At 51.6% G+C, this 26827-nt stretch carries 47 protein-coding genes; 7 read left to right on the forward strand and 40 right to left on the reverse strand.

The genetic code is table 11. The features are described from left to right. Positions 1-260 precede the first annotated feature (260 nt). A complete protein-coding gene (locus tag HMPREF0201_RS19315; protein WP_039898873.1) occupies positions 261-815 on the forward strand; it encodes a gamma carbonic anhydrase family protein in 555 nt (184 codons plus the stop codon). Here HMPREF0201_RS19315 and HMPREF0201_RS19320 read toward each other — a convergent pair. Genes HMPREF0201_RS19320 through dprA form a run of 6 tightly spaced genes read right to left on the reverse strand, consistent with a single transcriptional unit; the run spans position 791 to position 4578 of the window. Then, positions 791-1048 (reverse strand): DUF1488 family protein, encoded by a 258-nt coding sequence (locus HMPREF0201_RS19320; protein WP_016538445.1) that lies wholly within the window; start codon positions 1046-1048, stop codon positions 791-793. The genes HMPREF0201_RS19315 and HMPREF0201_RS19320 overlap by 25 nt on opposite strands. Then, positions 1045-1863 carry a shikimate dehydrogenase gene (gene aroE / locus HMPREF0201_RS19325; RefSeq protein WP_016538446.1) on the reverse strand — a complete coding sequence of 273 codons (819 nt, stop codon included), beginning with the start codon at positions 1861-1863 and terminating at the stop codon, positions 1045-1047. The genes HMPREF0201_RS19320 and aroE overlap by 4 nt, the downstream gene beginning before the upstream one ends. 2 nt (positions 1864-1865) lie before the next feature. Continuing rightward, complete coding sequence (gene tsaC / locus HMPREF0201_RS19330; RefSeq protein WP_016538447.1) at positions 1866-2438, reverse strand: L-threonylcarbamoyladenylate synthase type 1 TsaC; 573 nt, start codon at positions 2436-2438, stop codon at positions 1866-1868. Then, positions 2431-2985: a DNA topoisomerase family protein gene (locus HMPREF0201_RS19335; protein WP_039898874.1), complete on the reverse strand. Its 555-nt coding sequence runs from the start codon at positions 2983-2985 to the stop codon at positions 2431-2433. Before HMPREF0201_RS19335 ends, tsaC begins: the two co-directional genes overlap by 8 nt. 23 nt (positions 2986-3008) lie before the next feature. Next, a complete protein-coding gene (smg, locus tag HMPREF0201_RS19340) occupies positions 3009-3482 on the reverse strand; it encodes a DUF494 family protein Smg (RefSeq protein WP_039898875.1) in 474 nt (157 codons plus the stop codon). Next, positions 3454-4578 (reverse strand): DNA-protecting protein DprA, encoded by a 1125-nt coding sequence (gene dprA, locus HMPREF0201_RS19345; protein WP_039899449.1) that lies wholly within the window; start codon positions 4576-4578, stop codon positions 3454-3456. The genes smg and dprA overlap by 29 nt, the downstream gene beginning before the upstream one ends. 128 nt (positions 4579-4706) lie before the next feature. Here dprA and def point away from each other — a divergent pair, with 128 nt between their 5' ends. From def to mscL, 5 genes are all read left to right on the forward strand, one after another. Then, positions 4707-5216, forward strand: a complete 510-nt coding sequence (def, locus tag HMPREF0201_RS19350) for a peptide deformylase (RefSeq protein WP_016538451.1) — start codon at positions 4707-4709, stop codon at positions 5214-5216. A gap of 14 nt (positions 5217-5230) precedes the next feature. Then, on the forward strand, positions 5231-6178 hold the full coding sequence (gene fmt, locus HMPREF0201_RS19355; RefSeq protein WP_016538452.1) for a methionyl-tRNA formyltransferase: 948 nt from the start codon (positions 5231-5233) through the stop codon (positions 6176-6178). A 73-nt stretch (positions 6179-6251) separates the two neighbouring features. Next, the gene (gene rsmB, locus HMPREF0201_RS19360) at positions 6252-7541 is read left to right on the forward strand and encodes a 16S rRNA (cytosine(967)-C(5))-methyltransferase RsmB (RefSeq protein WP_016538453.1); all 1290 of its coding nucleotides are present in this window, start codon (positions 6252-6254) and stop codon (positions 7539-7541) included. A 50-nt stretch (positions 7542-7591) separates the two neighbouring features. Then, positions 7592-8968, forward strand: coding sequence for a Trk system potassium transporter TrkA (gene trkA, locus HMPREF0201_RS19365; RefSeq protein WP_016538454.1), 1377 nt, complete (start codon positions 7592-7594; stop codon positions 8966-8968). A gap of 155 nt (positions 8969-9123) precedes the next feature. Next, complete coding sequence (gene mscL / locus HMPREF0201_RS19370) at positions 9124-9537, forward strand: large-conductance mechanosensitive channel protein MscL (protein WP_016538455.1); 414 nt, start codon at positions 9124-9126, stop codon at positions 9535-9537. Here the strand turns inward: mscL and HMPREF0201_RS22760 are convergent. The 31 genes from HMPREF0201_RS22760 to rpsJ all read right to left on the reverse strand — a co-directional run bounded on the left by HMPREF0201_RS22760 (position 9473) and on the right by rpsJ (position 24379). After that, complete coding sequence (locus tag HMPREF0201_RS22760) at positions 9473-9757, reverse strand: alternative ribosome-rescue factor A (protein WP_071704118.1); 285 nt, start codon at positions 9755-9757, stop codon at positions 9473-9475. The two genes, mscL and HMPREF0201_RS22760, sit on opposite strands and share 65 nt — an antisense overlap. 65 nt (positions 9758-9822) lie before the next feature. Further along, complete coding sequence (gene zntR, locus HMPREF0201_RS19375) at positions 9823-10239, reverse strand: Zn(2+)-responsive transcriptional regulator (protein WP_039898877.1); 417 nt, start codon at positions 10237-10239, stop codon at positions 9823-9825. Next, positions 10239-10610, reverse strand: a complete 372-nt coding sequence (locus HMPREF0201_RS19380) for a DnaJ family domain-containing protein (RefSeq protein ID WP_016538457.1) — start codon at positions 10608-10610, stop codon at positions 10239-10241. Before HMPREF0201_RS19380 ends, zntR begins: the two co-directional genes overlap by 1 nt. Before the next feature lie 112 nt (positions 10611-10722). Beyond that, positions 10723-11109 (reverse strand): 50S ribosomal protein L17, encoded by a 387-nt coding sequence (gene rplQ / locus HMPREF0201_RS19385; protein WP_039898879.1) that lies wholly within the window; start codon positions 11107-11109, stop codon positions 10723-10725. Between the two features lie 40 nt (positions 11110-11149). Further along, positions 11150-12139 (reverse strand): DNA-directed RNA polymerase subunit alpha, encoded by a 990-nt coding sequence (locus tag HMPREF0201_RS19390; protein WP_002919219.1) that lies wholly within the window; start codon positions 12137-12139, stop codon positions 11150-11152. Between the two features lie 25 nt (positions 12140-12164). Next, complete coding sequence (rpsD, locus tag HMPREF0201_RS19395) at positions 12165-12785, reverse strand: 30S ribosomal protein S4 (protein ID WP_008457194.1); 621 nt, start codon at positions 12783-12785, stop codon at positions 12165-12167. Between the two features lie 34 nt (positions 12786-12819). Next, a complete protein-coding gene (rpsK, locus tag HMPREF0201_RS19400) occupies positions 12820-13209 on the reverse strand; it encodes a 30S ribosomal protein S11 (RefSeq protein ID WP_008457192.1) in 390 nt (129 codons plus the stop codon). A 16-nt stretch (positions 13210-13225) separates the two neighbouring features. Beyond that, on the reverse strand, positions 13226-13582 hold the full coding sequence (gene rpsM, locus HMPREF0201_RS19405) for a 30S ribosomal protein S13 (protein ID WP_008457189.1): 357 nt from the start codon (positions 13580-13582) through the stop codon (positions 13226-13228). Positions 13583-13728: 146 nt separating this feature from the next. Then, on the reverse strand, positions 13729-13845 hold the full coding sequence (gene rpmJ / locus HMPREF0201_RS19410; RefSeq protein WP_039898881.1) for a 50S ribosomal protein L36: 117 nt from the start codon (positions 13843-13845) through the stop codon (positions 13729-13731). A 30-nt stretch (positions 13846-13875) separates the two neighbouring features. After that, positions 13876-15207, reverse strand: a complete 1332-nt coding sequence (gene secY, locus HMPREF0201_RS19415; protein WP_008457186.1) for a preprotein translocase subunit SecY — start codon at positions 15205-15207, stop codon at positions 13876-13878. 7 nt (positions 15208-15214) lie between these two features. Beyond that, complete coding sequence (rplO, locus tag HMPREF0201_RS19420; RefSeq protein ID WP_008457184.1) at positions 15215-15649, reverse strand: 50S ribosomal protein L15; 435 nt, start codon at positions 15647-15649, stop codon at positions 15215-15217. A 3-nt stretch (positions 15650-15652) separates the two neighbouring features. After that, positions 15653-15832, reverse strand: a complete 180-nt coding sequence (gene rpmD, locus HMPREF0201_RS19425; protein ID WP_004846568.1) for a 50S ribosomal protein L30 — start codon at positions 15830-15832, stop codon at positions 15653-15655. Between the two features lie 6 nt (positions 15833-15838). Beyond that, positions 15839-16339, reverse strand: a complete 501-nt coding sequence (gene rpsE, locus HMPREF0201_RS19430; protein WP_016538460.1) for a 30S ribosomal protein S5 — start codon at positions 16337-16339, stop codon at positions 15839-15841. 14 nt (positions 16340-16353) lie between these two features. Beyond that, the gene (rplR, locus tag HMPREF0201_RS19435) at positions 16354-16707 is read right to left on the reverse strand and encodes a 50S ribosomal protein L18 (RefSeq protein ID WP_008457177.1); all 354 of its coding nucleotides are present in this window, start codon (positions 16705-16707) and stop codon (positions 16354-16356) included. Positions 16708-16716: 9 nt separating this feature from the next. Then, positions 16717-17250, reverse strand: coding sequence for a 50S ribosomal protein L6 (rplF, locus tag HMPREF0201_RS19440; protein WP_016538461.1), 534 nt, complete (start codon positions 17248-17250; stop codon positions 16717-16719). 13 nt (positions 17251-17263) lie between these two features. Continuing rightward, a complete protein-coding gene (rpsH, locus tag HMPREF0201_RS19445) occupies positions 17264-17656 on the reverse strand; it encodes a 30S ribosomal protein S8 (protein ID WP_008457173.1) in 393 nt (130 codons plus the stop codon). A 33-nt stretch (positions 17657-17689) separates the two neighbouring features. Continuing rightward, positions 17690-17995, reverse strand: a complete 306-nt coding sequence (gene rpsN, locus HMPREF0201_RS19450; protein ID WP_016538462.1) for a 30S ribosomal protein S14 — start codon at positions 17993-17995, stop codon at positions 17690-17692. A gap of 14 nt (positions 17996-18009) precedes the next feature. Beyond that, positions 18010-18549 carry a 50S ribosomal protein L5 gene (gene rplE / locus HMPREF0201_RS19455; RefSeq protein WP_016538463.1) on the reverse strand — a complete coding sequence of 180 codons (540 nt, stop codon included), beginning with the start codon at positions 18547-18549 and terminating at the stop codon, positions 18010-18012. 14 nt (positions 18550-18563) lie between these two features. Next, positions 18564-18878, reverse strand: a complete 315-nt coding sequence (gene rplX / locus HMPREF0201_RS19460; protein WP_016538464.1) for a 50S ribosomal protein L24 — start codon at positions 18876-18878, stop codon at positions 18564-18566. 10 nt (positions 18879-18888) lie between these two features. Then, positions 18889-19260 carry a 50S ribosomal protein L14 gene (gene rplN / locus HMPREF0201_RS19465; protein WP_002438705.1) on the reverse strand — a complete coding sequence of 124 codons (372 nt, stop codon included), beginning with the start codon at positions 19258-19260 and terminating at the stop codon, positions 18889-18891. A 166-nt stretch (positions 19261-19426) separates the two neighbouring features. Beyond that, positions 19427-19681, reverse strand: coding sequence for a 30S ribosomal protein S17 (rpsQ, locus tag HMPREF0201_RS19470; protein WP_003031120.1), 255 nt, complete (start codon positions 19679-19681; stop codon positions 19427-19429). Continuing rightward, a complete protein-coding gene (gene rpmC, locus HMPREF0201_RS19475; protein ID WP_008457158.1) occupies positions 19681-19872 on the reverse strand; it encodes a 50S ribosomal protein L29 in 192 nt (63 codons plus the stop codon). The genes rpsQ and rpmC overlap by 1 nt, the downstream gene beginning before the upstream one ends. Then, complete coding sequence (gene rplP, locus HMPREF0201_RS19480) at positions 19872-20282, reverse strand: 50S ribosomal protein L16 (RefSeq protein ID WP_002438716.1); 411 nt, start codon at positions 20280-20282, stop codon at positions 19872-19874. Before rplP ends, rpmC begins: the two co-directional genes overlap by 1 nt. A 12-nt stretch (positions 20283-20294) precedes the next feature. Next, on the reverse strand, positions 20295-20993 hold the full coding sequence (gene rpsC, locus HMPREF0201_RS19485) for a 30S ribosomal protein S3 (protein WP_006817277.1): 699 nt from the start codon (positions 20991-20993) through the stop codon (positions 20295-20297). Between the two features lie 17 nt (positions 20994-21010). After that, positions 21011-21343, reverse strand: a complete 333-nt coding sequence (gene rplV, locus HMPREF0201_RS19490; RefSeq protein ID WP_002919773.1) for a 50S ribosomal protein L22 — start codon at positions 21341-21343, stop codon at positions 21011-21013. Positions 21344-21357: 14 nt separating this feature from the next. Next, positions 21358-21636 (reverse strand): 30S ribosomal protein S19, encoded by a 279-nt coding sequence (gene rpsS, locus HMPREF0201_RS19495; protein WP_001138115.1) that lies wholly within the window; start codon positions 21634-21636, stop codon positions 21358-21360. Between the two features lie 16 nt (positions 21637-21652). Continuing rightward, on the reverse strand, positions 21653-22474 hold the full coding sequence (gene rplB / locus HMPREF0201_RS19500) for a 50S ribosomal protein L2 (protein ID WP_008457150.1): 822 nt from the start codon (positions 22472-22474) through the stop codon (positions 21653-21655). Positions 22475-22491: 17 nt separating this feature from the next. Continuing rightward, positions 22492-22794, reverse strand: coding sequence for a 50S ribosomal protein L23 (gene rplW, locus HMPREF0201_RS19505; protein WP_016538465.1), 303 nt, complete (start codon positions 22792-22794; stop codon positions 22492-22494). Next, on the reverse strand, positions 22791-23396 hold the full coding sequence (gene rplD / locus HMPREF0201_RS19510; protein WP_008457145.1) for a 50S ribosomal protein L4: 606 nt from the start codon (positions 23394-23396) through the stop codon (positions 22791-22793). The genes rplW and rplD overlap by 4 nt, the downstream gene beginning before the upstream one ends. 10 nt (positions 23397-23406) lie before the next feature. Continuing rightward, the gene (rplC, locus tag HMPREF0201_RS19515) at positions 23407-24036 is read right to left on the reverse strand and encodes a 50S ribosomal protein L3 (RefSeq protein WP_016538466.1); all 630 of its coding nucleotides are present in this window, start codon (positions 24034-24036) and stop codon (positions 23407-23409) included. 31 nt (positions 24037-24067) lie between these two features. Then, positions 24068-24379: a 30S ribosomal protein S10 gene (rpsJ, locus tag HMPREF0201_RS19520; protein WP_001181005.1), complete on the reverse strand. Its 312-nt coding sequence runs from the start codon at positions 24377-24379 to the stop codon at positions 24068-24070. A 364-nt stretch (positions 24380-24743) separates the two neighbouring features. Here rpsJ and HMPREF0201_RS19525 point away from each other — a divergent pair, with 364 nt between their 5' ends. Next, positions 24744-25256, forward strand: coding sequence for a prepilin peptidase (locus tag HMPREF0201_RS19525; protein ID WP_016538468.1), 513 nt, complete (start codon positions 24744-24746; stop codon positions 25254-25256). A 50-nt stretch (positions 25257-25306) separates the two neighbouring features. Here the strand turns inward: HMPREF0201_RS19525 and bfr are convergent, their stop codons facing one another. The 3 genes from bfr to HMPREF0201_RS19540 form a co-directional block, all read right to left on the reverse strand. Continuing rightward, positions 25307-25780 (reverse strand): bacterioferritin, encoded by a 474-nt coding sequence (gene bfr, locus HMPREF0201_RS19530; RefSeq protein ID WP_039898889.1) that lies wholly within the window; start codon positions 25778-25780, stop codon positions 25307-25309. 71 nt (positions 25781-25851) lie between these two features. Next, positions 25852-26046 carry a bacterioferritin-associated ferredoxin gene (bfd, locus tag HMPREF0201_RS19535; RefSeq protein ID WP_016538470.1) on the reverse strand — a complete coding sequence of 65 codons (195 nt, stop codon included), beginning with the start codon at positions 26044-26046 and terminating at the stop codon, positions 25852-25854. A gap of 198 nt (positions 26047-26244) precedes the next feature. Beyond that, a partial coding sequence (locus tag HMPREF0201_RS19540; RefSeq protein WP_016517377.1) for an EF-Tu C-terminal domain-related protein occupies positions 26245-26827 on the reverse strand: 583 nt, incomplete at its 5' end.

The following is a 26827-nucleotide window of genomic DNA, read 5'->3' on the forward strand; positions in this document are numbered from 1 at the left end:
CCCCGATTTTCAGGATTTTTTCTCTTTATCGAACCGGACATTTTGTGAAGTCATTCACTGTTCCGTCTCGATGGAGGCGCATTATAGGGATCCCGATTTTTAGCACAAGTACTTTTTCGATCTTTTTTTCCGAATGTTTAGTTTTCACTCTTTTCGTCGAGATCCTGTTCGATCTGCCCCCTTTATAGCGCTTTACTCCCTTGCCATTGCTCAAGAAAGCAGCCAGAGTCTGGTTACGCAATGAATTTCCCGAGGTGTTTATGTCTGCGGTATTACGTGCTTTTCAAAAAACCTTTCCCCAACTTGGGCAAAAAGTGATGGTTGACCCCACCAGCGTGGTTATCGGCGATGTGAAACTTGCTGATGATGTCAGTATCTGGCCGCTGGTCGCCATTCGCGGCGACGTAAACTCTGTCTCCATCGGCGCGCGAACCAATATTCAGGACGGCAGCGTGCTGCACGTTACGCACAAATCTTCATATAAGCCCGAGGGCAATCCACTGGTGGTTGGGGAAGATGTGACGGTTGGGCATAAAGTTATGCTGCACGGCTGCGCCATCGGCAACCGCGTGTTAGTAGGAATGGGTTCGATTCTGCTGGATGGAGTAGTAATAGAAGACGACGTTATGATCGGAGCCGGTAGCCTGGTGCCGCAAAATAAGCGTCTGGAAAGCGGCTACCTCTATCTTGGCAGCCCGGTGAAACAGATTCGTCGTTTAACGGAGGCCGAACTGGCCGGGTTAATTTATTCCGCCAACAACTATGTACGCTGGAAAGATGAATACCTGGCTCAGGATAACCAGTACCAACCCTGAGAGTCTTCCTGTTCGCTGCGGATCAAAGTTTCAAACTCTTCTTCCACATCCCAGCGGCTTTCGCGAAATAACGCCAGCCACTGTTGTGCACTGTTGCCACCAAAGCGGGTGGCAACGGCGGCGGCCGAAATCGCACAGTTAACCTGAAAGCCGTTTACCAGAGCCGGGAAGCAGATTGCCTGGAGAGATTCATCCCAGACTTCACGGTCGGGGAATTGAATCGCCTGGTTCATTCAGCCATTTCTCTTTTCAGCGCGGTAATAACCGGTGCCACTTCCGGCAGTTTGCCATGCCAGAGCATAAAAGCATGCGCCGCCTGGCCCACCAGCATACCCAGCCCATCAGCATAGTGTACAACGCCACCCTCTACCGCCCACGAAAGGAAAGGCGTTAACCCTTTACGGTAAAACATGTCATAACAGCTGACGCGATGAGAAAGAAGGGAGGACGGTAGCGCAGGGATCTCGCCGCCGATCCCGCTGGAGGTCGCGTTGATCAGCAGATCGAACTCATGCCCGCCAAGGGCATCCATTGCTACGGCATTCACGCTTCCGGTGTGGCCAAACAGCTGCGCGAGCTCTTCTGCTTTGGCAAATGTCCGGTTAGTTATCGTCACCGCACAATCCAGAGACAGCAGCGGCAGCAACACGCCACGAGCGGCACCACCGGCACCCACCAGCAGAACGCGAGCACCCGGCTTGATAAGTTTAAGACGTTCAAGGTCGCTCAGCAGGCCAATGCCGTCGGTATTATCCCCGAGTAAACGCCCGTCTTCTAAACGCTTCAGGGTATTCACTGCCCCCGCAAGCGCCGCACGCTCGGTTAGCTCATCCGCGTGGGCAAAAGCCTGCTCTTTAAATGGAACCGTTACGTTGGCCCCCTTTCCACCTTCGGCAAAAAAGGCCTCAAGTGTTTCAATAAAGGCATCCAGCGGGGCAAGTACTCGCCCGTAAGGATGCTCAATTGCCATCTGCTCCGCAAAAAGGCGATGGATCAGCGGCGATTTGCTGTGCTGAATTGGGTTACCAAAAACGGCGTAGGTTTCCATATTTACCCCTGGCGGAACAGTTCGCCGGTTAAGGCATCGCGAATTTCGGAAGGATTCAGACGCCCGCCGGTATCGCCCATCAACACCGGGAAGTCGTTGCCAAATTGCTGCTGCACTTCTTCGACGCTACGGCACGGCGGCAGCCCGGTAAGATTGGCGCTGGTTGAAACCAGAGGCTTGCCGTAAGCGAGGCACAGCTCTTTAACCAGCGGATGGTCGGTAACACGTACCGCGAGCGAGTCAAAGCGGCCGGTCAGCCATTTCGGCGTATTCGCCAGCGCAGGAAAGACAAAGGTGACCGGACCTGGCCAGCTGGCAAAAACCGCCTGACGCTGCTCTTCAGTTAACACAGCCTCATCTATATAAGGTTTCAGTTGCTCGAAATCAGCCGCAATCAGGATCAGGCCTTTTTCTACCGGGCGCTGCTTTAACTCCAGCAGCCGGGTGACGGCGAGTTCACTATCCGGGTCACAACCTACGCCGAAAACGGCCTCGGTTGGGTAAGCGATGACTTGTTGTTGTTTCAGGGCCGCTACGATCTGCGCGAGCTGGCCTTCAGGCAGGTTTTTATTCACTGGCTTGTTCCGCCGTTGCCGGCTTTCCACATTGTTTACTGGCACAGAAGCGCTTCAGGCCCTGCGCCGTTTTCTTTTCAATAAGCAGCGGGTACTGGCATTCAGAGCAAACGCCCGCGACCGGTTTAAAATTGATGACAAACTGGCATTCAGGATAGCAATCACAAGACCAGAATGTTTTCCCGTAACGCGAACGGCGCTGAACCAGCTGTCCTTTCCGGCACTGCGGGCAGGCGATTGCCGTCTCATCAGGTTTGTCGATGATTTCAGTGTGTTCGCATTCAGGATAATTACTGCAGCCGATAAACATGCCGAAGCGCCCCTGACGCAGGACGAGCGTCGCCTGGCAAAGCGGGCATTGCTGACCGTCGAGCACCTTAACAATGTGCCCGTCGGCCTGGCTTTTTAGCGGGCGCACATAATCGCATTCCGGGTAGTGGGAACAGCCCAAAAAAGGACCGTGTTTGCCGGAACGAATAAGCAGCTCTGCCCCACACTGGGGGCAGGGCTCATTTTTGGGCACCGTAAACAGTGCTGACTTGGCCATAACATCTCATGCTGCAACTCAATTTAGTGCAGCATACCTTCATTTGCCTCGAAGAGTAATTCTTCCATTTGCTGGTAAGCGTTTTCACAACCCGGAATATTGAACAGCACCATCAGTACAACCCACTTCAGGTCTTCCAGTTCAAATTCAGCGGTATCCAGCGCCAGCACGCGCTCAATGACCATTTCACGGGTTTCGAGGTTCAGCACCTGAATCTGCTCAAGGAATAATAAGAAACCCCGGCAGTCTGCATCCAGCCTCTGGCTCTCCTCTGCGGTAAAGATCCGCATAGAAAGAGGGTCGGCAGCAAGCTGCATCGGCTCGGTCAACCCCTCCTGGTAGTCGGCCAGCTTCTCAAGCCACACTAACGCGTTATAAATGTCCTCACGATCAAAACCGGCGTCGGTGAGATCGCTCGTCAACTTATCCTGATCAACGCGCATCTCTGCTTCGCTGTGGATGTAGGTTTCAAATAAGTACATTAGTACGTCGAACATGGCATGCCCTCCTCAATCGGACATAGCCGCCGGGTACAGCTGCGATCCATCCTGCTAACTCCAGTTCGAGCAGTTGGGCTACCGTCTCTGGCACAGGTTGGCCGGCAAGTTCAGCGACGACGTCAACAGGTGTAACCTCATCTCCTACGTTAGCCAACAGATGGGGAAATGGCAATGCGCCTTCCTGTTCATTTGGTGAATATATTGGCACTTCGTGCGAAGCGCTGAGCCAGCATAGCTCCGATGTCAGATAATCAAGGATATCCTGCGGATGACGTACCAGATTGGCCCCTTGCTGGATAAGCCAGTGCGGCCCTTCGCTGCCGGGGCTACCGACCGGGCCCGGCAAAGCAAAAACCTCTCTTCCCTGCTCAATGGCGCAGCGAGCGGTAACCAGAGACCCGCTTCTTTCTCCCGCCTCAACCACAAATACGGCGCGGCTCAGGCCGCTGATAACTCGATTGCGCCACGGGAAGTTCGACGGCCATGGCGTACAGGCTAAAGGAAACTCGGAAAGAACGATGCCCCCTTGTTCGGCTATCTGCCTGGCCAGCGCCGAATGGCGCCTGGGGTGCACGCCCGCGAGGCCGTTACCCAATACCGCAATTGTTTTACCCTTTACCCGCAGCGCCGCGCGGTGGGCAACGCCGTCTATTCCCAGCGCCAGCCCGCTGGTAATAATCAGCCCTGACTGGGCCAGAACTTCACAAAATTGCCTACAGTTGCGTTCCCCATAATCGGAAAGATTGCGGCTCCCGACCACCGCCAACTGATGCTGCCTGAGCAACTCCGGGCTTCCGATGATAAAGAGCGCTGCCGGGTAGTCGTTTATCGCCCTGAGCTGGTCGGGATAATGAGCATCTTCTGCCGTAAGGAGTGACTGACCGGGCTTGTTCAGCCAGTCAAAGCTGGCCTCCAACTGGCGCTCATCGACGACCTTAAATAACGCCCGCTCGCGTGCGGTTAACCCCGATGCATGCAGGCTTTCTCCGTCTACCACGGGGCATCGTTGCAGGAAATGGGCTATTTTTAAGCACTTATCTCCACCCAGTCCCTTAACTGCCATAAGACGCAGCCAAATCTCGGTTCGCGACACCATTTCCCCCTGCCACAGGCCGTAAAAGCAATCCTTGCGATTGGTCACTGATGCTGTCAATCAGCCGGGGAAATGTCTAGAATAGAGGGAATAATCCTTTCTACTACTGAACACAGCTCTGGATATTTATGGCAGTTTTGCAAGTATTACATATTCCCGACGAGCGCCTTCGCAAAGTCGCTAAGCCGGTTGAAGAAGTGAATGCGGACATTCAGCGCATCGTCGATGATATGTTCGAAACAATGTATGACGAAGAGGGTATCGGCCTGGCGGCTACGCAGGTTGATATTCATCAACGCATCATTGTTATTGATGTTTCCGAAAATCGTGACCAGCAGCTGGTGCTGATCAACCCGGAGCTGCTGGAAAAAAGCGGCGAGACCGGTATCGAAGAAGGCTGCCTGTCGATTCCGGAGCAGCGTGCTCTGGTGCCGCGCGCCGAAAAAGTGAAAATCCGCGCGCTGGATCGCAACGGTAAGCCTTTTGAGCTGGAAGCCGACGGCCTGCTGGCTATCTGTATTCAGCATGAAATGGATCACCTGGTCGGTAAACTGTTTATTGATTATCTGTCGCCGCTTAAGCAACAACGTATTCGTCAGAAAGTTGAAAAACTCGACCGTTTGAAAGCGAAAGCTTAAGGACAACAATCAACGTGTCAGATTCACTGCGTATTATCTTCGCCGGAACGCCCGATTTTGCAGCGCGTCATCTTGACGCGCTGTTGTCTTCTCAGCACCAGGTGGTTGGCGTATTCACCCAGCCAGACCGCCCGGCTGGCCGCGGTAAAAAACTCATGCCCAGCCCGGTAAAAGTGCTGGCAGAAGAGAAAGGTATTCCTGTATTCCAACCTGCGACTCTGCGCAAAACCGAGAACCAGCAGCTGGTCGCCGACCTCAATGCTGATGTTATGGTCGTTGTCGCTTATGGCCTGATTTTACCCCTGGCCGTACTTGAGATGCCTCGCCTTGGCTGCGTGAACGTACACGGTTCTCTGCTGCCTCGCTGGCGCGGCGCGGCGCCTATCCAGCGTTCTCTGTGGGCTGGCGATGCTGAAACCGGCGTGACCATCATGCAGATGGACGTTGGCCTCGATACCGGCGACATGCTGTATAAGCTCTCCTGCCCGATTGAAGCGGACGACACCAGCGGTACGCTGTACGACAAGCTGGCCGGTCTGGGCCCTGAAGGCCTGCTGAACACGTTGCAACAGTTAGCCAGCGGAACGGCAAAACCGGAAGTTCAGGATGAAGCGCTGGTTACCTACGCTGAAAAGCTCAGCAAGGAAGAAGCGAGAATTGACTGGAATCTCTCCGCGGTACAGCTGGAGCGCTGCATTCGTGCTTTTAATCCGTGGCCGATGAGCTGGCTCGAGATTGACGGCCAGCCGCTGAAAGTCTGGCGCGCCTCGGTTATTCCTGCTCAGGCAGGCGCTGCACCGGGCACTATTGTTGCAGTCAGTAAGGCAGGAATTCAGGTCGCTACCGCTGACGGGATCCTCAATCTTGAAGAGCTGCAGCCTGCCGGTAAAAAAGCCATGAAAGCTCAGGATCTTCTTAACTCGCGCCGTGAATGGTTCGAGCCGGGAAGCCTTCTCGCCTGAAGCAGTTGAATCTATACGCCCGGGGTAACCTGGGCATTTTTGTTTATAGCGCTGGAAAAACCAGAGCACGGTAATGAAAAAAACACAAAACCTCCGCAGCCTGGCTGCCCAAACGATTGAACAGGTTGTCGAACAGGGACAATCATTAAGTAATGTACTGCCTACGATGCAGCAAAAAGTGTCTGACAAAGACAGAGCGCTGCTCCAGGAGCTGTGCTTTGGCGTGCTGCGTACTCTGCCGCAGCTTGAGTGGCTGGTTGGCAAGTTGATGTCCCGCCCGATGACCGGCAAACAGCGTACGATCCATTACTTAATTATGGTCGGCTTCTATCAGCTGCTGTATACCCGTATTCCTGCTCATGCTGCCCTGGCGGAAACCGTTGAAGGTGCAATCGCTATCAAGCGTCAGGCCTTTAAAGGCCTGATCAACGGCGTGCTGCGCCAGTTCCAGCGCCAACAGGAAAGCCTGATGGCTGAAGCGGCTAAGCATGAAAGCCGCTTCCTGCATCCTTCCTGGCTATTGCAGCGCCTGAAGAAGGCTTATCCGGATTGCTGGCAGGCCATTATAGAAGCGAACAACCAACGTCCACCGATGTGGCTGCGCGTGAATCGCCAGCACCATACCCGAGAAGCCTGGCTGCAACTGCTTGCAGAAGCAGGTCTGGAAGGCCACGCTCATCCTGAGTATCGCGATGCTGTACGCCTTGACTCACCGGCTCCGGTTCTCGCATTGCCCGGTTTCGAACAGGGTTGGGTTACGGTGCAGGATGCCTCGGCTCAGGGCTGTGTTGATCTTTTAGATCCGCAAAACGGCGAAACGATTTTGGATCTTTGCGCAGCTCCGGGCGGCAAAACCACTCATATCATGGAAGCAGCTCCGGGCGCGAAGGTTATGGCGGTAGATGTCGACGCCCAGCGCCTGAAGCGCGTGCATGAAAACCTTGAGCGCCTGGGTATGAACGCCGAAGTAAAACTGGGCGACGGCCGCTTCCCGGCTCAATGGTGCGGTGATGCTAAGTTCGACCGTATTCTGCTGGACGCGCCATGTTCGGCCACCGGCGTTATTCGCCGTCACCCGGATATTAAATGGCTGCGCCGAGACAGAGATATTCCTGAACTGGTTGCTTTGCAAAAAGAGATTCTGGACGCTATCTGGCCTCACCTTAAATCAGGCGGCACGATGGTGTACGCAACGTGCTCCGTACTGCCGGAAGAAAACAAGGAACAGGTTACCGCGTTCCTGGCACGCCATGCGGATGCGAAACTGGTTGAAACCGGTGATGAAAAAACGCCGGGTATTCAAAATCTGCCGGCGGCGGAAGACGGCGACGGCTTCTATTACGCTAAGCTAATTAAGAGCTGACTCCCCCTCAGGCTGAGTCTTAGGTTTCATCACTCGTGAAGCGATAAACGATGAAAATAATTATTCTGGGTGCCGGTCAGGTTGGCGGCACTCTGGCGGAAAACCTGGTTGGCGAGAACAACGATATTACCGTGGTCGACACCAACCAGGCTCGCCTGCGTATTCTGCAGGATAAGTTTGATTTGCGCGTAGTGCAGGGACATGGTTCTCATCCCCGGGTGCTGCGTGAAGCCGGTGCCGATGACGCAGATATGCTGGTCGCGGTTACCAGCTCCGATGAAACGAACATGATAGCCTGCCAGGTTGCCTATTCGCTGTTTAACACGCCAAACCGTATCGCACGTATTCGTGCGCCGGACTACGTGCGCGATGCGGAAAAGCTTTTCAATGCAGAAGCTGTTCCTATCGACCACCTGATAGCGCCCGAGCAGCTGGTTATCGACAATATCTATCGGCTGATTGAGTACCCGGGTGCATTGCAGGTTGTGAATTTCGCGGAAGGGAAAGTCAGCCTCGCCGTGGTAAAAGCTTATTATGGCGGCCCGCTAGTGGGCAATGCGCTCTCCACAATGCGCGAGCATATGCCGCACATCGATACGCGTGTAGCAGCCATTTTCCGTCACGATCGTCCTATTCGTCCCCAGGGTTCGACGATAGTTGAAGCGGGCGATGAGGTGTTCTTTATCGCTGCTTCGCAAAATATTCGTGCCGTTATGAGCGAGCTACAGCGTCTCGAAAAACCCTATAAGCGCATTATGCTGGTCGGCGGCGGTAATATCGGTGCTGGTTTGGCTCACAGACTGGAAAAGGATTACAGCGTAAAGCTTATCGAGCGCGACCAGCAGCGAGCCTCCGAGCTGGCTGAAATGCTGCAAAATACCATCGTATTTTACGGTGATGCGTCCGATCAGGAGCTGCTGGCCGAAGAACATATTGAGCAAGTCGATTTGTTTATCGCTGTCACCAACGACGATGAAGCAAATATCATGTCTGCCATGCTGGCAAAACGCATGGGTGCCAAAAAAGTAATGGTGCTGATACAGCGTAAAGCCTATGTCGACCTGGTTCAGGGCAGCGTGATTGATATCGCTATATCGCCGCAGCAGGCGACGATTTCCGCTTTGCTTGGTCACGTTCGAAAAGCTGATATTGTAGGTGTTTCCTCTTTACGCCGTGGCGTTGCCGAGGCAATAGAAGCGGTAGCTCACGGGGATGAAAGTACTTCCCGCGTTGTTGGGCGCGTAATAGACGAGATAAAACTGCCGCCGGGTACGATTATCGGCGCCGTTGTTCGCGGCAACGATGTGATGATTGCCAATGACAATCTGCGTATTGAGCAGGGCGACCACGTCATTATGTTCCTGACGGATAAGAAGTTTGTCAGCGACGTTGAACGGTTGTTCCAGCCAAGTCCTTTCTTCCTGTAAAAGAATCGGGGCAGCCGTTGTTGTTGCCTCGCTTTAATGTAATAAGCCCTTCTTAATATTAAGGAATTAACAAAGCATTCTTATTTTCTACGGTTATGGAAATTAAGACATCCTTTGTTAGAATTAAAACTGCCAGCCGGTACAAGGAGAGATAAATGAGTATTTTAAAAGAATTCCGCGAATTCGCGATGCGCGGAAATGTTGTCGATTTGGCAGTGGGTGTGATTATTGGGGCAGCATTCGGGAAAATCGTTTCCTCACTGGTGGCGGATATAATTATGCCTCCGCTGGGCTTGCTGATTGGTGGTGTTGATTTCAAACAGTTTGCGTTAACGCTGCGCGACGCACAGGGCGATGTGCCTGCAGTTGTCATGCATTACGGCGTGTTTATTCAGAACATCTTTGATTTCGTAATTGTCGCTTTTGCTATTTTCATGGCAATTAAAGTTATTAATAAGCTGAACCGTAAGAAGACTGAAGAGCCGGCTGCACCTGCAGCGCCTTCTAAAGAAGAAGTTCTGCTGGGCGAAATTCGCGATCTGCTGAAACAGCAGAACCAACGCGATTAATCCAGGCTGCTAAAAGCAGAAGGCCAGTGGTAAAAAAGCGTTTTGCTTGTTTGCCACTGGCCTCCCAGTTACCTCGTTTGCCATGTTTCTCGTTGCGCTGATAGCTCCCTTTCCCTTTCTTATTCTTCTCGATTCTCTGCCTGAACAATGGGTCATGTAACAGCGCCTCGATGGCGTTATCCTTGATTTGCCCTTTTTGATGGCGGTATTTGTTGCTCATATCCACTCCATATCGGTTAAATTAACGGCGCGAGTCTATTCCTCGCTCAATAAAAGATCAAGCGGCTATTTTCGGATGCTGGCTCCCTGCTCCAGGGCTTCCAGAATTGAGCAGTAAACGCTGCTGTGCGCGCTTCCGCAGCATGCATCATTCAAACGCTGCAGGGAGCGGCGCATATTTTGTAGCTCTTTAATCTTTGCTTCCACTTCCGTCAGCCTGCTTTGCACAATGCCTTTTGACTCCTGGCAGGTATGATGTTCCGGATCGATGCGGATCGAAAGTAGCTCGCGGATGGCCTCAAGGGTAAATCCTAACTGCTTGGCATAACGAATGAACTTAAGCCGCTGCAGGTCGCTGTCGTTATACAGTCGGAAGCCACCTTCCGTGCGAACTTCGTGATCCATCATGTTTTGCTTTTCGTAGTAACGAATAGTGTCCGGCGTCACGTTCGCCAGTTTTGCCAACTCACCTATGCGAAACATCATTTTTCCTCGCTAATGTGCTGCATTAATTTAGCCCCGTACTCACCACGAAGAAAATCGGTATTAACCCCGGCCTGCCGCAGTTTAAGCTCAAGCAAACTGAGCTTTTTACTGATTTCCTGATATTCCTTACTTTGAGCATGGACCGTTTTTAGCAGGTCAACCAGCTCCAGAGCCTCTCTTCGTTGCTGTAATTCAGGCGGTAAACAGCCCGCATTTTTCAGCAAACGGTAACCCGCTCGTAGTTCGGGCGGTACGTGGCTGTCATCATCAAGCATTATCGGTTCGCCGCTGCCGGGCAGGCTATCAAAATCACCATTGCGCTGAGCATCGAGAATATGCCGCTCAGCCCATTGATCGAGCAACCACATAACAACCTCTGGTTAGCAGGGAGTTCTACAAGAATACGAGGAAAGCGTGAGGAAAGGGATATTTTAGATATAAAAAAACCGGGCAAGCCCGGTTTTTCTACGTTACTACAGATTACTCTGCAGCAGCTTCTGTTTGAGACTCGGCGCGATCAACCAGCTCGATGTAAGCCATCGGAGCATTGTCACCTGCACGGAAGCCACACTTCAGAATACGAGTGTAACCACCGGTACGGCTCGCAAAACGCGGACCCAGTTCATTAAACAGTTTTGCCACGATCTCGTTATCACGAGTGCGGGCGAATGCCAGACGACGATTAGCAACGCTGTCAGTCTTGGCAAGAGTAATCAGCGGCTCAACTACGCGACGCAGCTCTTTCGCTTTAGGCAGGGTCGTCTTGATTATCTCATGACGAACCAGTGAACCTGCCATGTTGCGGAACATAGCCTGGCGATGGCTGCTGTTGCGGTTCAGTTGACGACCACTCTTACGATGGCGCATGACCTTATCCTTCTCAGTAAAACCTTAACCTGTGATCCGGTTACTCGTCAGCGATGCTTGCCGGTGGCCAGTTTTCCAGGCGCATGCCCAGAGAAAGACCACGGGAAGCCAGCACGTCTTTAATCTCGGTAAGAGATTTTTTACCCAGGTTAGGCGTTTTAAGCAGCTCAACCTCGGTACGCTGTACCAGATCACCGATATAGTGGATAGCTTCTGCCTTAAGGCAGTTAGCAGAGCGGACAGTCAATTCCAGATCGTCAACAGGGCGCAGCAAGATCGGATCGAATTCTGGTTTCTCTTCTTTAACTTCCGGCTGACGAACATCACGTAAGTCAACGAAAGCTTCAAGTTGTTCTGCCAGGATGGTTGCCGCACGACGAATCGCCTCTTCAGGATCGATTGTGCCGTTGGTTTCCATTTCGATGACCAGCTTGTCCAGGTCGGTACGCTGTTCTACACGCGCTGCTTCAACATTGTAGGCAATACGCTCTACAGGGCTGTAGCAGGCGTCGACCAGCAGACGGCCGATTGGGCGCTCATCTTCTTCCGAATGAATTCGGGCAGAAGCCGGCACATAACCGCGACCGCGCTGAACTTTGATACGCATGCTAATAGCGGCGTTCTCATCGGTCAGGTGGCAGATCACATGCTGCGGCTTGACGATTTCGACATCACCATCATGGGTGATGTCGGCTGCGGTCACAGGGCCAATGCCAGATTTATTCAGGGTAAGAATAACTTCATCTTTGCCTTGAACTCTTACCGCCAGCCCTTTCAGGTTGAGCAGGATTTCCAGGATATCTTCCTGAACGCCTTCTTTGGTGCTGTACTCGTGCAGTACACCATCAATCTCAACCTCAGTCACCGCGCAACCCGGCATCGATGAAAGCAGAATACGGCGCAGTGCGTTACCAAGAGTATGGCCAAAGCCACGCTCTAACGGCTCAAGGGTCACCTTGGCGTGCGTCGAACTCACTTGCTCGATATCTACCAGGCGTGGTTTTAGAAACTCTGTCACAGAACCCTGCATTGTGTCCTCTCTTTGGTACTAAGCTTTACTTGGAGTAAAGCTCGACGATCAGGTGTTCGTTAATGTCGGCAGACAGATCGGTACGCTCAGGCTTACGCTTAAACACACCTTCCATCTTGGCAGCATCAACTTCCAGCCAGGTTGGCTTTTCACGCTGCTCAGCCAGCTCCAGAGCGGCCTTAACGCGAGATTGCTTTTTGGCTTTCTCACGGATGCTGACTACGTCATTCGGAGTTACCTGATAAGAAGCGATGTTAACAACGCGACCGTTTACCATAATTGCTTTATGGCTAACCAGCTGACGTGCTTCTGCACGAGTAGCGCCAAAGCCCATACGATAAACTACGTTGTCCAGACGACCTTCCAGCAGAGCCAACAGGTTTTCACCGGTGTTGCCTTTCAGACGAGCTGCTTCTTTATAATAGTTACGGAACTGACGCTCCAGCACACCATAGATACGGCGAACTTTCTGCTTTTCACGCAACTGCACACCATAGTCAGACAGACGCGGTTTACGCGCACCGTGCTGGCCAGGAGCTTGTTCAATTTTACACTTGGTATCGATCGCGCGAACGCCAGACTTAAGGAACAGGTCTGTGCCCTCACGACGGCTCAGCTTGAGCTTAGGACCCAAATATCTTGCCATTTTCTTTCTCCAACAATCCTAGAAAACGAACGCGTTATACGCGGCGTTTTTTCGGCGGACGACAACCGTTGTGAGGGATCGGAGTCACATCAGTAATATTAGTGATGCGGAAACCAGCGGCGTTCAGAGCACGAATGGTAGATTCGCGACCCGGACCCGGTCCCTTAACCATAACTTCCAGGTTCTTGATACCGTATTCTTTCACGGCTTCTGCGCAACGCTCTGCTGCAACCTGAGCTGCAAACGGAGTGGATTTGCGAGAACCACGGAAACCGGAACCACCGGCAGTTGCCCAACCCAACGCATTACCCTGACGATCGGTAATAGTAACGATGGTGTTGTTGAAAGAAGCATGGACATGAGCCACGCCGTCAGAGACTGTTTTTCTTACACGTTTACGTGCACGAATTGGTGCCTTTGCCATTATTCAATCACCCCGATTATTTCTTGATCGGTTTGCGCGGACCCTTACGGGTACGGGCGTTGGTCTTAGTACGCTGACCGCGCACTGGCAGACCACGACGATGACGCAAACCGCGATAGCAACCAAGGTCCATCAGACGCTTGATGCTCATACTCACTTCACGGCGCAGATCACCTTCAACGACAAATTTGGCAACTTCGTCACGCAGCGTGTCGATTTGTTCTTCAGACAGCTCACTGATCTTAACATCTTCAGCGATACCCGCCGCAGCGCAGATGGCTTTGGATCGAGTCTTGCCGACACCGTAGATCGAAGTTAATGCGATCACGGCATGTTTCTGATCAGGAATGTTAATGCCTGCTATACGGGCCACTATGCACTCCTACTATTTAGATTATGCGTCCCATACCGAAAAGCCCGTTTTCAGGATACTCAAATGGAAACGCATAGACATACAAAAGATTGGCTGGCTAATCTAGCCAGCTCAACCCAACTTTGCAAGAAAAATATGCGAGATAATCAGCCTTGACGCTGTTTATGCTTCGGTTCGACGCTGCAAATCACGCGAATAACACCTTCACGCTTAACGATTTTGCAGTTACGACATAATTTCTTGACGGAAGCACGAACTTTCATTTTTACTCTCCGTAACTTCTCAAGCGACAATTAACGGCCGTAGCCTTTCAGGTTCGCTTTCTTCAATGCAGACTCGTACTGACTTGACATCATTAGAGTTTGCACTTGAGCCATAAAGTCCATGATAACGACAACAACGATAAGCAGTGAGGTCCCACCGAAGTAGAACGGCACTTTCATTGCATCGCGCATGAACTCCGGGATTAGGCAGATAAAGGTAATGTAGAGCGCACCAACCAGAGTCAGGCGGGTCATTACTTTATCGATATACTTCGCCGTTTGTTCTCCCGGACGAATTCCTGGTACAAATGCACCGGACTTCTTCAGGTTATCTGCTGTTTCACGCGGGTTGAAAACCAACGCCGTGTAGAAGAAACAGAAGAAGATGATTGCAGACGCATAGAGTAACACATAAAGCGGTTGCCCAGGCTGCAAATACAGCGAAATTGTTGTCAGCCAGTTCCAACCGGTACCGCCCCCGAACCATGACGCGATGGTTGCCGGGAACAGGATAATACTGGAGGCGAAGATCGCAGGGATAACCCCGGCCATGTTCACTTTCAGCGGTAAATGTGTGCTCTGCGCAGCATAGACACGACGACCCTGTTGACGTTTAGCGTAGTTGACCACAATGCGGCGCTGGCCACGCTCAACAAAAACAACGAAGAAGGTCACTGCAAATACTAATACTGCAACCAACAGCAACAGGAGGAAGTGCAGGTCGCCTTGCCTTGCTTGCTCGATGGTATGGCCAATGGCCGGCGGAAGACCCGCAACGATACCCGCGAAGATTATGATTGAGATACCGTTGCCGATACCGCGTTCAGTAATCTGTTCGCCCAGCCACATCAGGAACATTGTCCCGGTAACCAGACTTACAACAGCGGTGAAATAGAATGCAAAGCCTGGGTTTAACACCAGGCCCTGCATACCAGGCATATTCGGTAAACCGGTAGCAATACCGATTGACTGGAATATTGCCAGCACCAGAGTGCCGTAACGGGTGTACTGGCTAATCTTACGACGACCAGATTCCCCTTCTTTCTTCAGCTCTGCCAGCGCGGGGTGAACCACGGTAAGCAGCTGTATAATGATCGATGCCGAAATATACGGCATGATACCCAGCGCGAAGATAGAAGCACGGCTGAGAGCACCACCAGAGAACATGTTGAACATTTCAATGATGGTGCCTCGCTGTTGCTCAAGCAGTTTGGCAAGCACAGCGGCATCAATACCAGGGATCGGAATAAAAGAGCCAATACGAAACACAATCAGCGCACCGATAACAAACATCAGTCTGCGTTTCAGCTCGCCGAGGCCGCCTTTAGCACTTTGAAAATCTAATCCCGGTTGTTTTGCCATCTGCTACTTATTCCTCGATTTTACCGCCAGCAGCTTCGATAGCAGCACGAGCGCCTTTGGTGACACGCAGGCCGCTAACAGTTACCGGACGAGTTACCTCACCAGACAGGATCACTTTCGCGAACTCGATCTGAATACCGATAATGTTTGCTGCTTTCAGCGTGTTCAGGTCAACTACGTCGCCTTCAACTTTCGCCAGATCGGACAGACGAACTTCTGCCGTGATCATTGCTTTGCGAGAGGTGAAACCGAATTTCGGCAGACGACGGTATAACGGCATCTGACCACCTTCGAAACCACGACGTACGCCACCGCCAGAACGAGAGTTCTGACCTTTGTGACCACGACCGCCGGTTTTACCGAGGCCAGAACCGATACCACGACCCAGACGCTTAGACGCGTGCTTAGACCCTTCGGCCGGAGACAGAGTATTTAAACGCATCTCTTACTCCTCAACTTTAACCATGTAGGAAACCGCGTTGACCATACCACGTACAGCAGGAGTATCCTCGCGCTCTACGGTGTGGCCAATACGACGCAGACCCAGGCCAAGCAGCGTTGCCTTGTGTTTCGGCAGACGACCGATTGCACTGCGGGTTTGAGTTATTTTAATAGTCTTTGCCATGGTCAATTACCCCAGAATTTCTTCAACGGATTTACCACGCTTGGCAGCGACCATTTCTGGAGACTTCATATTCGCCAGGCCATCGATAGTTGCACGAACCACGTTAATCGGGTTTGTAGAACCATACGCTTTAGCCAGAACGTTATGAACTCCAGCGACTTCCAGAACGGCACGCATTGCACCGCCGGCGATAATACCGGTACCCTGGGAAGCCGGCTGCATGAACACACGAGAACCTGTGTGCACACCTTTAACAGGGTGCTGCAGGGTGCCGTGGTTCAGCGCGACGTTAATCATGTTGCGACGGGCTTTTTCCATCGCTTTCTGGATCGCTGCTGGAACTTCACGCGCTTTACCGTAACCAAAACCAATACGACCGTTACCGTCGCCTACCACTGTCAGAGCAGTGAAGGAGAAAATACGACCGCCTTTAACGGTTTTAGATACGCGATTTACCGCGATCAGCTTTTCCTGCAGTTCGCCAGCTTGTTTTTCGATGTGAGACATCTTACACCTCTACCTTAGAACTGAAGGCCAGCTTCACGGGCAGCATCTGCCAGTGCCTGGACACGACCATGATATTGGAAACCAGCACGGTCAAAAGCAACAACGGTGATGCCTTTTTCCAGTGCGCGCTCAGCGACAGCTTTACCTACAGCTGCAGCGGCGTCTTTGTTTCCAGTGTACTTCAGTTGCTCAGTGATAGCTTTTTCTACAGTAGATGCAGCTACCAGAACTTCAGAACCATTTGGAGCGATTACCTGTGCGTAAATATGACGCGGGGTACGATGTACCACCAGACGAGTCGCGCCCAGTTCCTTGAGCTTGTGACGTGCGCGGGTCGCACGACGGATACGAGCAGATTTCTTATCCATAGTGTTACCTTACTTCTTCTTAGCCTCTTTGGTACGCACGACTTCGTCGGCGTAACGAACACCCTTGCCTTTATAAGGCTCAGGACGACGGTAGGCGCGCAGATCAGCTGCAACCTGACCGATCACCTGCTTATCAGCGCCTTTCAGCACGATTTCAGTTTGAGTCGGACATTCAGCAGTGATACCCGCAGGCAGCTTATGCTCAACAGGGTGAGAGAAGCCCAAGGCTAAATTCACCACGTCGCCTTTAACGGCTGCACGATAACCTACACCAACCAGCTGCAGCTTCTTAGTGAAGCCTTCGGTAACACCGACAACCATTGAGTTCAACAACGCACGAGTGGTACCCGCTTGGGCCCACGCGTTTGCAAAACCTTCGCGCGGAGCGAAAGTCAGTGCATTTTCAGCGTGTTTTACTTCAACAGCATCGTTGATAGTACGAGTCAGCTCGCCGTTTTTACCTTTGATCGAAATAACCTGACCGTTGAGTTTTACCTCTACGCCTGCAGGAACAACGACCGGTGCTTTAGCAACACGAGACATTTTATTCCTCCAATTACGCTACGTAGCAGATAATTTCGCCACCAAGACCAGCCTGGCGCGCTGCACGATCAGTCATAACACCTTTAGAGGTAGAAACGACAGCAATACCCATACCGGCCATAACTTTAGGCAGCTCATCTTTTTTCTTATAGATGCGCAGGCCTGGGCGGCTGACTCGCTGAATGCTCTCTACCACAGCCTTGCCCTGGAAATACTTAAGAGTCAGTTCCAGTTCAGGCTTGATGTCGCCTTCAATTTTAAATTCTTCAATATAACCTTCTTCCTTCAGCACGTTGGCGATTGCCACTTTCAGCTTGGAGGAAGGCATGGTGACCGCAACTTTGTTCGCGGCCTGACCGTTACGGATACGGGTCAGCATATCCGCGATCGGATCTTGCATGCTCATCTGTCTCTACTCCCGTGATTCAATTGGTGACAATTACCAGCTAGCCTTTTTCAAGCCAGGCACTTCACCGCGCATGGCGGCTTCACGCAGCTTGATACGGCTCAACCCGAACTTGCCCACATAACCATGTGGACGACCAGTCTGGCGGCAGCGTTTACGCTGACGGGACGGGCTGGAATCACGCGGCAGAGTTTGCAGCTTGAGAACAGCGCTCCAACGGTCTTCGTCGGACGCGTTCACATCAGAAATGATAGCTTTCAATTCTGCGCGTTTAGCGAAGAATTTATCAGCCAAAGCAACGCGCTTTACTTCGCGTGCTTTCATTGATTGCTTAGCCATGAAGTAACCCTACCTTACTTGCGGAACGGGAAGTTAAAGGCAGCCAGCAGAGCACGGCCTTCATCATCAGATTTCGCAGTAGTGGTAATGGTAATATCCAAACCACGGACGCGATCGACTTTGTCGTAATCGATTTCTGGGAAGATGATCTGCTCACGGACACCCATGCTGTAGTTACCACGACCGTCGAAAGACTTAGCGGACAAGCCACGGAAGTCACGGATACGCGGTACAGCAATAGTGATCAGACGCTCAAGGAACTCCCACATGCGTTCGCCACGCAGAGTTACTTTACAGCCGATCGGATAGCCCTGACGGATTTTGAAGCCTGCAACAGATTTGCGTGCTTTGGTGATCAACGGCTTTTGACCGGAGATTGCTGTCAGGTCTGCTGCTGCATTATCCAGCAGTTTCTTGTCAGCGATCGCTTCACCAACACCCATGTTCAGGGTGATCTTCTCGACCCGAGGGACTTGCATGACAGAATTGTAGCTAAACTCAGTCATGAGTTTGTTAACTACTTCGTCTTTGTAGTAATCATGCAGTTTCGCCATCGTACTACTCCAAATTACTTGATAGTTTCGCTGTTAGACTTGAAGAAACGGACTTTTTTGCCGTCTTCGAATCTAAAGCCTACACGGTCAGCCTTGCCGGTTGCCGCGTTGAAGAGCGCAACGTTAGAAACTTGAATTGCAGCTTCTTTTTCAACGATGCCACCTGGTTGGTTCAGGGCCGGAACCGGCTTCTGATGTTTCTTAACCAGGTTGATACCTTCAACAATGATCTTGCCGGAAGACAGAACATTTTTTACTTTACCGCGTTTACCTTTGTCTTTACCGGTTAACACGATAACTTCGTCATCACGACGGATTTTCGCTGCCATGATTCGCTCCTTAGAGTACTTCTGGTGCCAGAGAGATAATTTTCATGAACTTCTCATTACGCAGTTCACGAGTTACCGGCCCAAAAATACGCGTGCCGATTGGCTGCTCGCTGTTATTGTTTAAAATAACGCATGCATTACCATCGAAGCGAATGACAGAACCGTCCGGGCGACGAACACCCTTCCTGGTGCGCACCACTACCGCTTTCAGCACATCGCCTTTCTTCACCTTACCGCGAGGAATTGCTTCCTTGATGGTAATCTTGATGATGTCGCCGACGCCTGCGTAGCGACGGTGCGAGCCACCCAGAACCTTGATACACATTACGCGACGTGCGCCGGAGTTGTCGGCCACGGTCAGCATAGTCTGTTCTTGGATCATTTCAGTGCTCCGCTAATGTCAACTACTACTTCGGGACCTGAAATTCAGGTCGTTAAAAAGCCCCATAAACGAGGGCGCGGCATTATAACACCGGTTCCTGTGAATGGGTAGAAAAAATAAACGGCTCATCGCTGAGCCGTTTATCTGTTTGAGAAGGCTTACTGTATTACAGAACCGCTTTCTCTACAACGCGAACCAGCGTCCAGGACTTAGTCTTGGACAGCGGACGGCATTCGCGGATTTCAACCACGTCACCGGTACCGCATTCGTTGTTCTCGTCATGTACGTGCAGTTTGGTCGTACGCTTGATGAATTTCCCGTAGATTGGGTGCTTCACAAAACGTTCGATGGCAACAACAATGGATTTCTCCATTTTGTCGCTGACAACGCGACCTTGCAGAGTACGGATTTTATCGGTCATTACGCACCCGCCTTCTGAGTCAGTAAAGTCTTAACACGAGCAACATCACGACGAACCTGCTTCAGCAGGTGAGTCTGTTGCAGCTGGCCACTTGCAGCCTGCATACGCAGGTTGAACTGCTCGCGCAGCAGGTTCAGCAGCTCGGTGTTCAGCTCTTCGACGCTCTTTTCACGCAGCTCTTTTGCTTTCATTACATCACCGTCTTAGTTACAAAGGTGGTTTTGATCGGCAGTTTCGCTGCTGCCAGCTTGAAGGCTTCACGGGCCAGCTCTTCAGGAACGCCGTCCATTTCATACAGGACTTTGCCCGGCTGGATTAAGGCAACCCAATACTCCACGTTACCTTTACCTTTACCCATACGCACTTCAAGCGGCTTTTCGGTGATCGGTTTGTCCGGGAATACACGGATCCAGATCTTACCCTGACGCTTAACTGCACGGGTCATTGCACGACGTGCTGCTTCGATCTGACGTGCAGTCAGACGACCACGGCCAACAGCTTTCAGACCGAAAGTGCCGAAGCTAACATCCGTACCCTGCGCCAGACCACGGTTGCGGCCTTTGTGCACTTTACGGAATTTTGTACGCTTTGGTTGTAACATCAGCGACTCTCCTTACTTACGGCCTTTACGCTGCTGCTTTTTAGGTTGAGCAGCCGGTTCCGGTTGTTCAACAGCAGCCATCCCACCCAGGATCTCACCTTTGAAGATCCACACTTTAACGCCGATTACACCATAAGTGGTGTGCGCTTCAGAGGTGTTGTAGTCAATGTCAGCACGCAGAGTGTGCAACGGCACGCGACCTTCACGGTACCATTCGGTACGTGCGATCTCGGCGCCGCCCAGACGGCCGCTAACTTCAACTTTAATACCTTTAGCGCCCAGACGCATGGCGTTCTGTACAGCACGCTTCATAGCACGACGGAACATAACACGACGTTCCAGCTGTGAAGTGATGCTGTCAGCAACCAGTTTTGCGTCCAGTTCAGGCTTACGTACTTCGGCGATATTGATCTGTGCAGGAACGCCAGCGATATCCGCTACGACCTTGCGCAGTTTTTCAACGTCTTCGCCTTTCTTACCGATAACGATGCCAGGGCGAGCGGTGTGAATAGTCACACGGATGCTCTTAGCTGGACGCTCGATAACGATACGAGATACAGACGCTTTAGCCAGTTCCTTAGTCAGGTACTGACGTACTTTAAAATCGCTGTCCAGGTTGTCAGCGAATTCTTTGGTGTTCGCAAACCAAGTAGAGTTCCATGGTTTTACAATACCCAGGCGAATACCATTAGGATGTACTTTCTGACCCATTGCTAGTCTCCAGAGTCTCAGCGATCGGACACAACCACAGTAATGTGGCTGGTGCGCTTCAGGATGCGATCTGCACGACCTTTTGCACGAGGCATAATGCGCTTCATGCTAGGGCCTTCGTCTACGAAGATTTTCGCGACTTTCAGATCGTCAATGTCAGCGCCATCGTTGTGTTCAGCGTTAGCAATGGCAGATTCCAGTACTTTCTTAACCAATACAGCCGCTTTCTTGTTGGTGTAGGTCAGAATATCCAGAGCCTGCGACACTTTCTTACCGCGAATCAGGTCAGCAACAAGGCGAACCTTCTGAGCAGAAGAACGAGCATGGCGATGTTGAGCTAAAGTTTCCATCTCTTCCTCCTACCTTATTTCTTCTTCGCTTTTTTATCAGCAGCGTGGCCGCGATAAGTACGAGTCGGTGCGAATTCACCCAGCTTGTGGCCGACCATTTCGTCGGAAACAAAGACTGGAACGTGCTGACGACCATTATGGACAGCGATGGTCAAACCGATCATGTTAGGAAAGATCGTTGAACGACGGGACCAAGTGCGCAGGGGCTTCTTGTCACCGCTTTCCACCGCTTTCTCTACCTTCTTCAGCAAGTGCAGGTCAATAAAAGGACCTTTCTTGAGAGAACGTGGCATGGCTTATCCTCTAAAATTATTTGCTACGGCGACGTACGATAAATTTATCAGTACGCTTGTTGCTGCGGGTCTTCTTACCTTTGGTCTGAACGCCCCACGGAGAAACCGGGTGCTTACCAAAGTTACGACCTTCACCACCACCATGTGGGTGGTCTACTGGGTTCATCGCAGTACCGCGAACGGTAGGACGAACACCACGCCAGCGAGCAGCACCCGCTTTACCCAGAACGCGCAGCATATGCTCAGCGTTGCCAACTTCGCCCAGGGTCGCGCGGCAGTCAGCTTCGACTTTACGCATTTCACCAGAACGCAGACGCAGGGTAACGTAAGCACCATCACGCGCAACGATCTGCACGTAGGTACCAGCGGAACGTGCCAGCTGACCGCCTTTACCAGGTTTCATTTCTACGTTATGAACAGTAGAACCAACCGGGATGTTGCGCATCGGCAGGGTGTTACCAGCTTTGATTGCAGCATCAACGCCAGACTGAATCTGGTCGCCAGCTTTCAGGCCTTTAGGGGCCAGGATGTAACGGCGTTCGCCATCTTTGTACAGAACCAGCGCGATATTCGCGGAACGGTTCGGATCGTACTCAAGACGCTCAACAACTGCCGGGATACCATCTTTGTTGCGTTTAAAGTCAACAATACGGTAAGCCTGCTTGTGACCACCACCGATATGACGGGTAGTGATACGACCATTGTTGTTACGGCCACCGGATTTGCTGTTTTTTTCCAGCAACGGAGCAAAAGGCTTGCCCTTATGCAGCTCAGGGTTAACCACTTTAACTACGTGGCGACGACCCGGAGATGTCGGTTTACATTTAACAACTGCCATTGTCTTTCTCCTCCGACTTACTCAGCGCCGCCGACGAAGTCCAGGTTCTGGCCTTCCTTCAGGGTGACGTAAGCTTTTTTCCAGTCGCTACGACGACCAACACGCTGTCCGTGACGTTTAGTTTTCCCTTTAACAACCAGGGTGTTCACGTCTTTAACTTCAACTTCGAACAGCTTCTGTACAGCAGCAACGATCTCTGCTTTGGTCGCGTCTTTCGCAACTTTGAGTACGATGGTATTGGTTTTTTCCATCGCGGTAGATGCTTTTTCAGATACGTGCGGTGCACGCACTACTTTCAGCAGACGTTCTTCACGGATCATGCCAGCATCTCCTCAACTTGCTTAACTGCTTCCGCAGTCATAACGACTTTGTCGAAGGCGATCAGGCTAACTGGGTCGATTGCTGCTACATCGCGCACGTCAACCTTGTGCAGGTTGCGAGCTGCCAGGAACAGATTCTCATCCAGTTCACCGGTCACGATCAGCACATCTTCCAGAGCCATATCTTTCAGTTTCTGAGCCAGCAGCTTGGTTTTCGGTGCTTCAACAGAGAACTGCTCAACAACGATCAGACGATCCTGACGTACCAGTTCGGACAGGATGCTTTTCAGCGCGCCGCGGTACATCTTTTTGTTAACTTTTTGACTGTGGTCCTGCGGGCGTGCAGCGAAGGTTACGCCACCGGAACGCCAGATCGGGCTCTTGATAGAACCTGAACGCGCACGGCCGGTACCTTTCTGGCGCCACGGCTTTTTGCCGGAACCAGTTACTTCAGCACGGGTCTTCTGAGCACGAGTACCCTGACGAGCACCAGCTGCATAAGCAACAACAACCTGGTGTACCAGCGCTTCGTTGAAGTCACGACCGAAGGTAGTTTCGGAAACAGTCAGCGCGCTTTGCGCGTCTTTCAATACTAATTCCATTGCTATCCCCTTACGCCTTCACAGCTGGTTTAACGATCAGGTCGCTACCGGTTGCACCCGGAACAGCACCTTTCACCAGCAGCAGGTTGCGCTCAGCGTCAACACGTACTACGTCCAGGCTCTGAACGGTCACACGTTCGTTACCCAGCTGGCCTGCCATTTTCTTGCCTTTGAACACTTTGCCCGGAGTCTGGTTCTGACCGATAGAACCCGGAACGCGGTGAGACAAGGAGTTACCGTGAGTAGCATCCTGGGTACGGAAGTTCCAGCGCTTAACGGTACCTGCGAAACCTTTACCTTTAGAGGTACCGGTTACGTCAACTTTTTTAACTTCAGCAAACAGCTCAACGCTAATGTCCTGACCTACGGTGAACTCTTCGCCTTCAGCAAGACGGAATTCCCACAGACCACGGCCAGCTTCAACGCCAGCTTTAGCGAAGTGACCAGCTTCCGGCTTGGTTACGCGGTTAGCTTTTTTAGCACCGGTGGTAACCTGAACTGCACGGTAGCCGTCGTTAGCCAGGTCTTTAACCTGAGTAACACGGTTTGCTTCAACTTCAATTACGGTTACTGGGATAGAAACGCCATCTTCAGTGAAGATACGGGTCATACCCACTTTTTTACCGACTAAACCAATCATTGTTTCAACCTCTCAATCGTCAATGACCTGATTAACCCAGGCTGATCTGCACGTCTACACCGGCAGCCAGATCCAGACGCATCAGAGCATCAACGGTTTTCTCAGTTGGCTCAACGATGTCAACCAGACGCTTGTGAGTGCGGATCTCGTACTGATCGCGCGCGTCTTTGTTGACGTGCGGGGAGATCAGAACGGTAAAGCGCTCTTTGCGGGTCGGCAGCGGGATCGGACCACGGACTTGCGCACCAGTGCGCTTAGCAGTCTCGACGATTTCCGCAGTTGATTGATCGATCAGACGATGATCAAACGCTTTAAGGCGGATACGGATTCTTTGGTTCTGCATGAGACCAGAGCTCCAATTATTTTATAGACGAAAAAAATTACTACTCGCACCCATTACGATTGATGGGGGAGTGTAATCGTTCATACATAGTCCCCCAATTGGGGACATTGTTTGATAGCAACTGAATCTCTTCAACTGACTACTACCGGGGTTCATATCGAACCAGCTGTCTATAAAGACAGCCCGCGCATTATACGGGTTTCCAACGCGCTTGCAAGCTGCCCGGGTCGAAATTTCGCCGATTCCCTGAATTTTGTTTTTCAGCGGGGCACAGATGGCGTATTCCGGCCTCTTTGCGAGAGGCTGCGCAGCATTCATCTCCGATATCTATTATTTCTTGGCCAGGAGAACCTGACGGGCCAGGATGCTGCAACCTATTGCCCAGCGAGTTGAAAACATGACAAACAGCGGCGACACAGTCTTCTGGCTATTGATGGCCGGCACGCTACTCTATTTTGCTTTGGCTCTGGCGCTTAGCCTCATCGACTTTCGAAGCCAGCTGCTGCCCGACAGACTCACCCTTCCCCTGCTCTGGCTGGGATTACTTTTCCATTGCCTGATGGATCCTCGCACCGTGGATGATGCCGTTTATGGCGCGGCCGCAGGTTATCTTTCTCTGTGGGTCGTGTTTCAGCTATTCCGCTGGAAAACCGGGCGGGAGGGGCTGGGCTATGGCGACTTCAAGTTACTGGCGGCAATCGGGGCGTGGAACAGCTGGCAAAGCCTTCCGGTAGTGATTACGGCGGCATCGCTGTTGGGCCTGGCTTCAGTGGGCTTCATTTATATCGCTAAACAACGGCTGCTAAAAACTATACCGTTTGGACCGTACCTGGCGGCTGCGGGTTGGGGGGAGTTCGTCTGGCAGGCATTCTGGTGAGGTGCTGTATACAGACAGAGGGTGAGCCCCTCTGTCCGGGCTGTCCTGGGCTATTCGTCGCGTATCTGCGCCTGCAGATAGTTCTGGATACCCAGCTTCTGAATCAAATCCAGTTCCGTCTCAAGCCAGTCAATATGGCCTTCTTCATCGGCCAGGATTTCAATCATCAAATCACGACTGACGTAATCATGAACCTTATCGGCGTAAGCTATTGCCTCACGCAAATCCTTCGCGCCATCCAGCTCAAGCTTCAGGTCGGAGCGCAACATTTCTTCGACATCTTCACCGATGCCCAACTTGCCAAGATCCTGTAGATTCGGTAGCCCTTCAAGAAACAGAATACGCTCGATGTATTTATCTGCGTGCTTCATTTCATCAATGGACTCATGATACTCGACGTCGTTAAGACGTTTTAAACCCCAGTTTTTGAACATGCGGGCATGCAGAAAATACTGGTTAATTGCGACAAGCTCGTTTCCCAATAATTTATTGAGATAATTTATTATCTTAACATCACCTTTCATTTTGACTTCCTCCGCTTCCACTACATGAAGCGTAGATGTCGCACAGAGTAAGTCAAAAAAATGGGCGTATTTTAAGCGATCTCTTTAAATTCCGGGATCTGCATCAGTTCATCCTGCATGATTTCTCGCGCCTGACGAACACACTTTCCACACTGGTTTCCAACCGGGATAAATTTTTTAAGCTGCTGAAAAGACTGAGGATGGTGCTGCCGCACCGCCTGACGAATTGTCTTATCGCTTACACCGTTACACAAGCAAACGTACATAATCACTCCCGCTCAAAAACTGCGCAAAGTGTAAATGAGAATGATTGGCTTTACAAGGGTTGGCGCGTGGCAGAATGCTAAGAAAAGTGACTAAATGCAAATCGAGGGACGAACGGAGTTCAGGGGGATATTTAGAGCATAAAAAAGGGCATCCGAAGATGCCCTTTTCTTGCACATTGTGTCAAAGATTATCAGCGATTAAGCGATAACTTTAGCAACAACGCCCGCGCCAACAGTACGGCCGCCTTCACGGATTGCGAAACGCAGACCGTCATCCATCGCGATTGGGTGGATCAGGGTAACAACCATTTTGATGTTGTCGCCAGGCATTACCATCTCAACGCCTTCTGGCAGTTCGATGGTGCCGGTCACGTCAGTTGTACGGAAGTAGAACTGTGGACGGTAGCCTTTGAAGAACGGAGTATGACGGCCGCCTTCGTCTTTGGACAGGATGTACACTTCAGATTCGAACTTGGTGTGTGGCTTGATAGAGCCTGGCTTAGCCAGTACCTGACCACGTTCGATTTCTTCACGTTTGATACCACGCAGCAGAACACCAACGTTCTCACCAGCACGGCCTTCGTCCAGCAGTTTGCGGAACATTTCAACGCCGGTACAGGTAGATTTCGCAGTATCTTTGATACCAACGATTTCAACTTCTTCACCAACTTTGATGATACCGCGCTCTACACGACCGGTAACAACGGTACCACGGCCGGAGATGGAGAATACGTCTTCGATTGGCAGCAGGAACGGCTTATCGATAGCACGCTCTGGCTCA

Source organism: Cedecea davisae DSM 4568, assembly GCF_000412335.2.
GTDB classification, from domain to species: Bacteria; Pseudomonadota; Gammaproteobacteria; order Enterobacterales; family Enterobacteriaceae; genus Cedecea; species Cedecea davisae.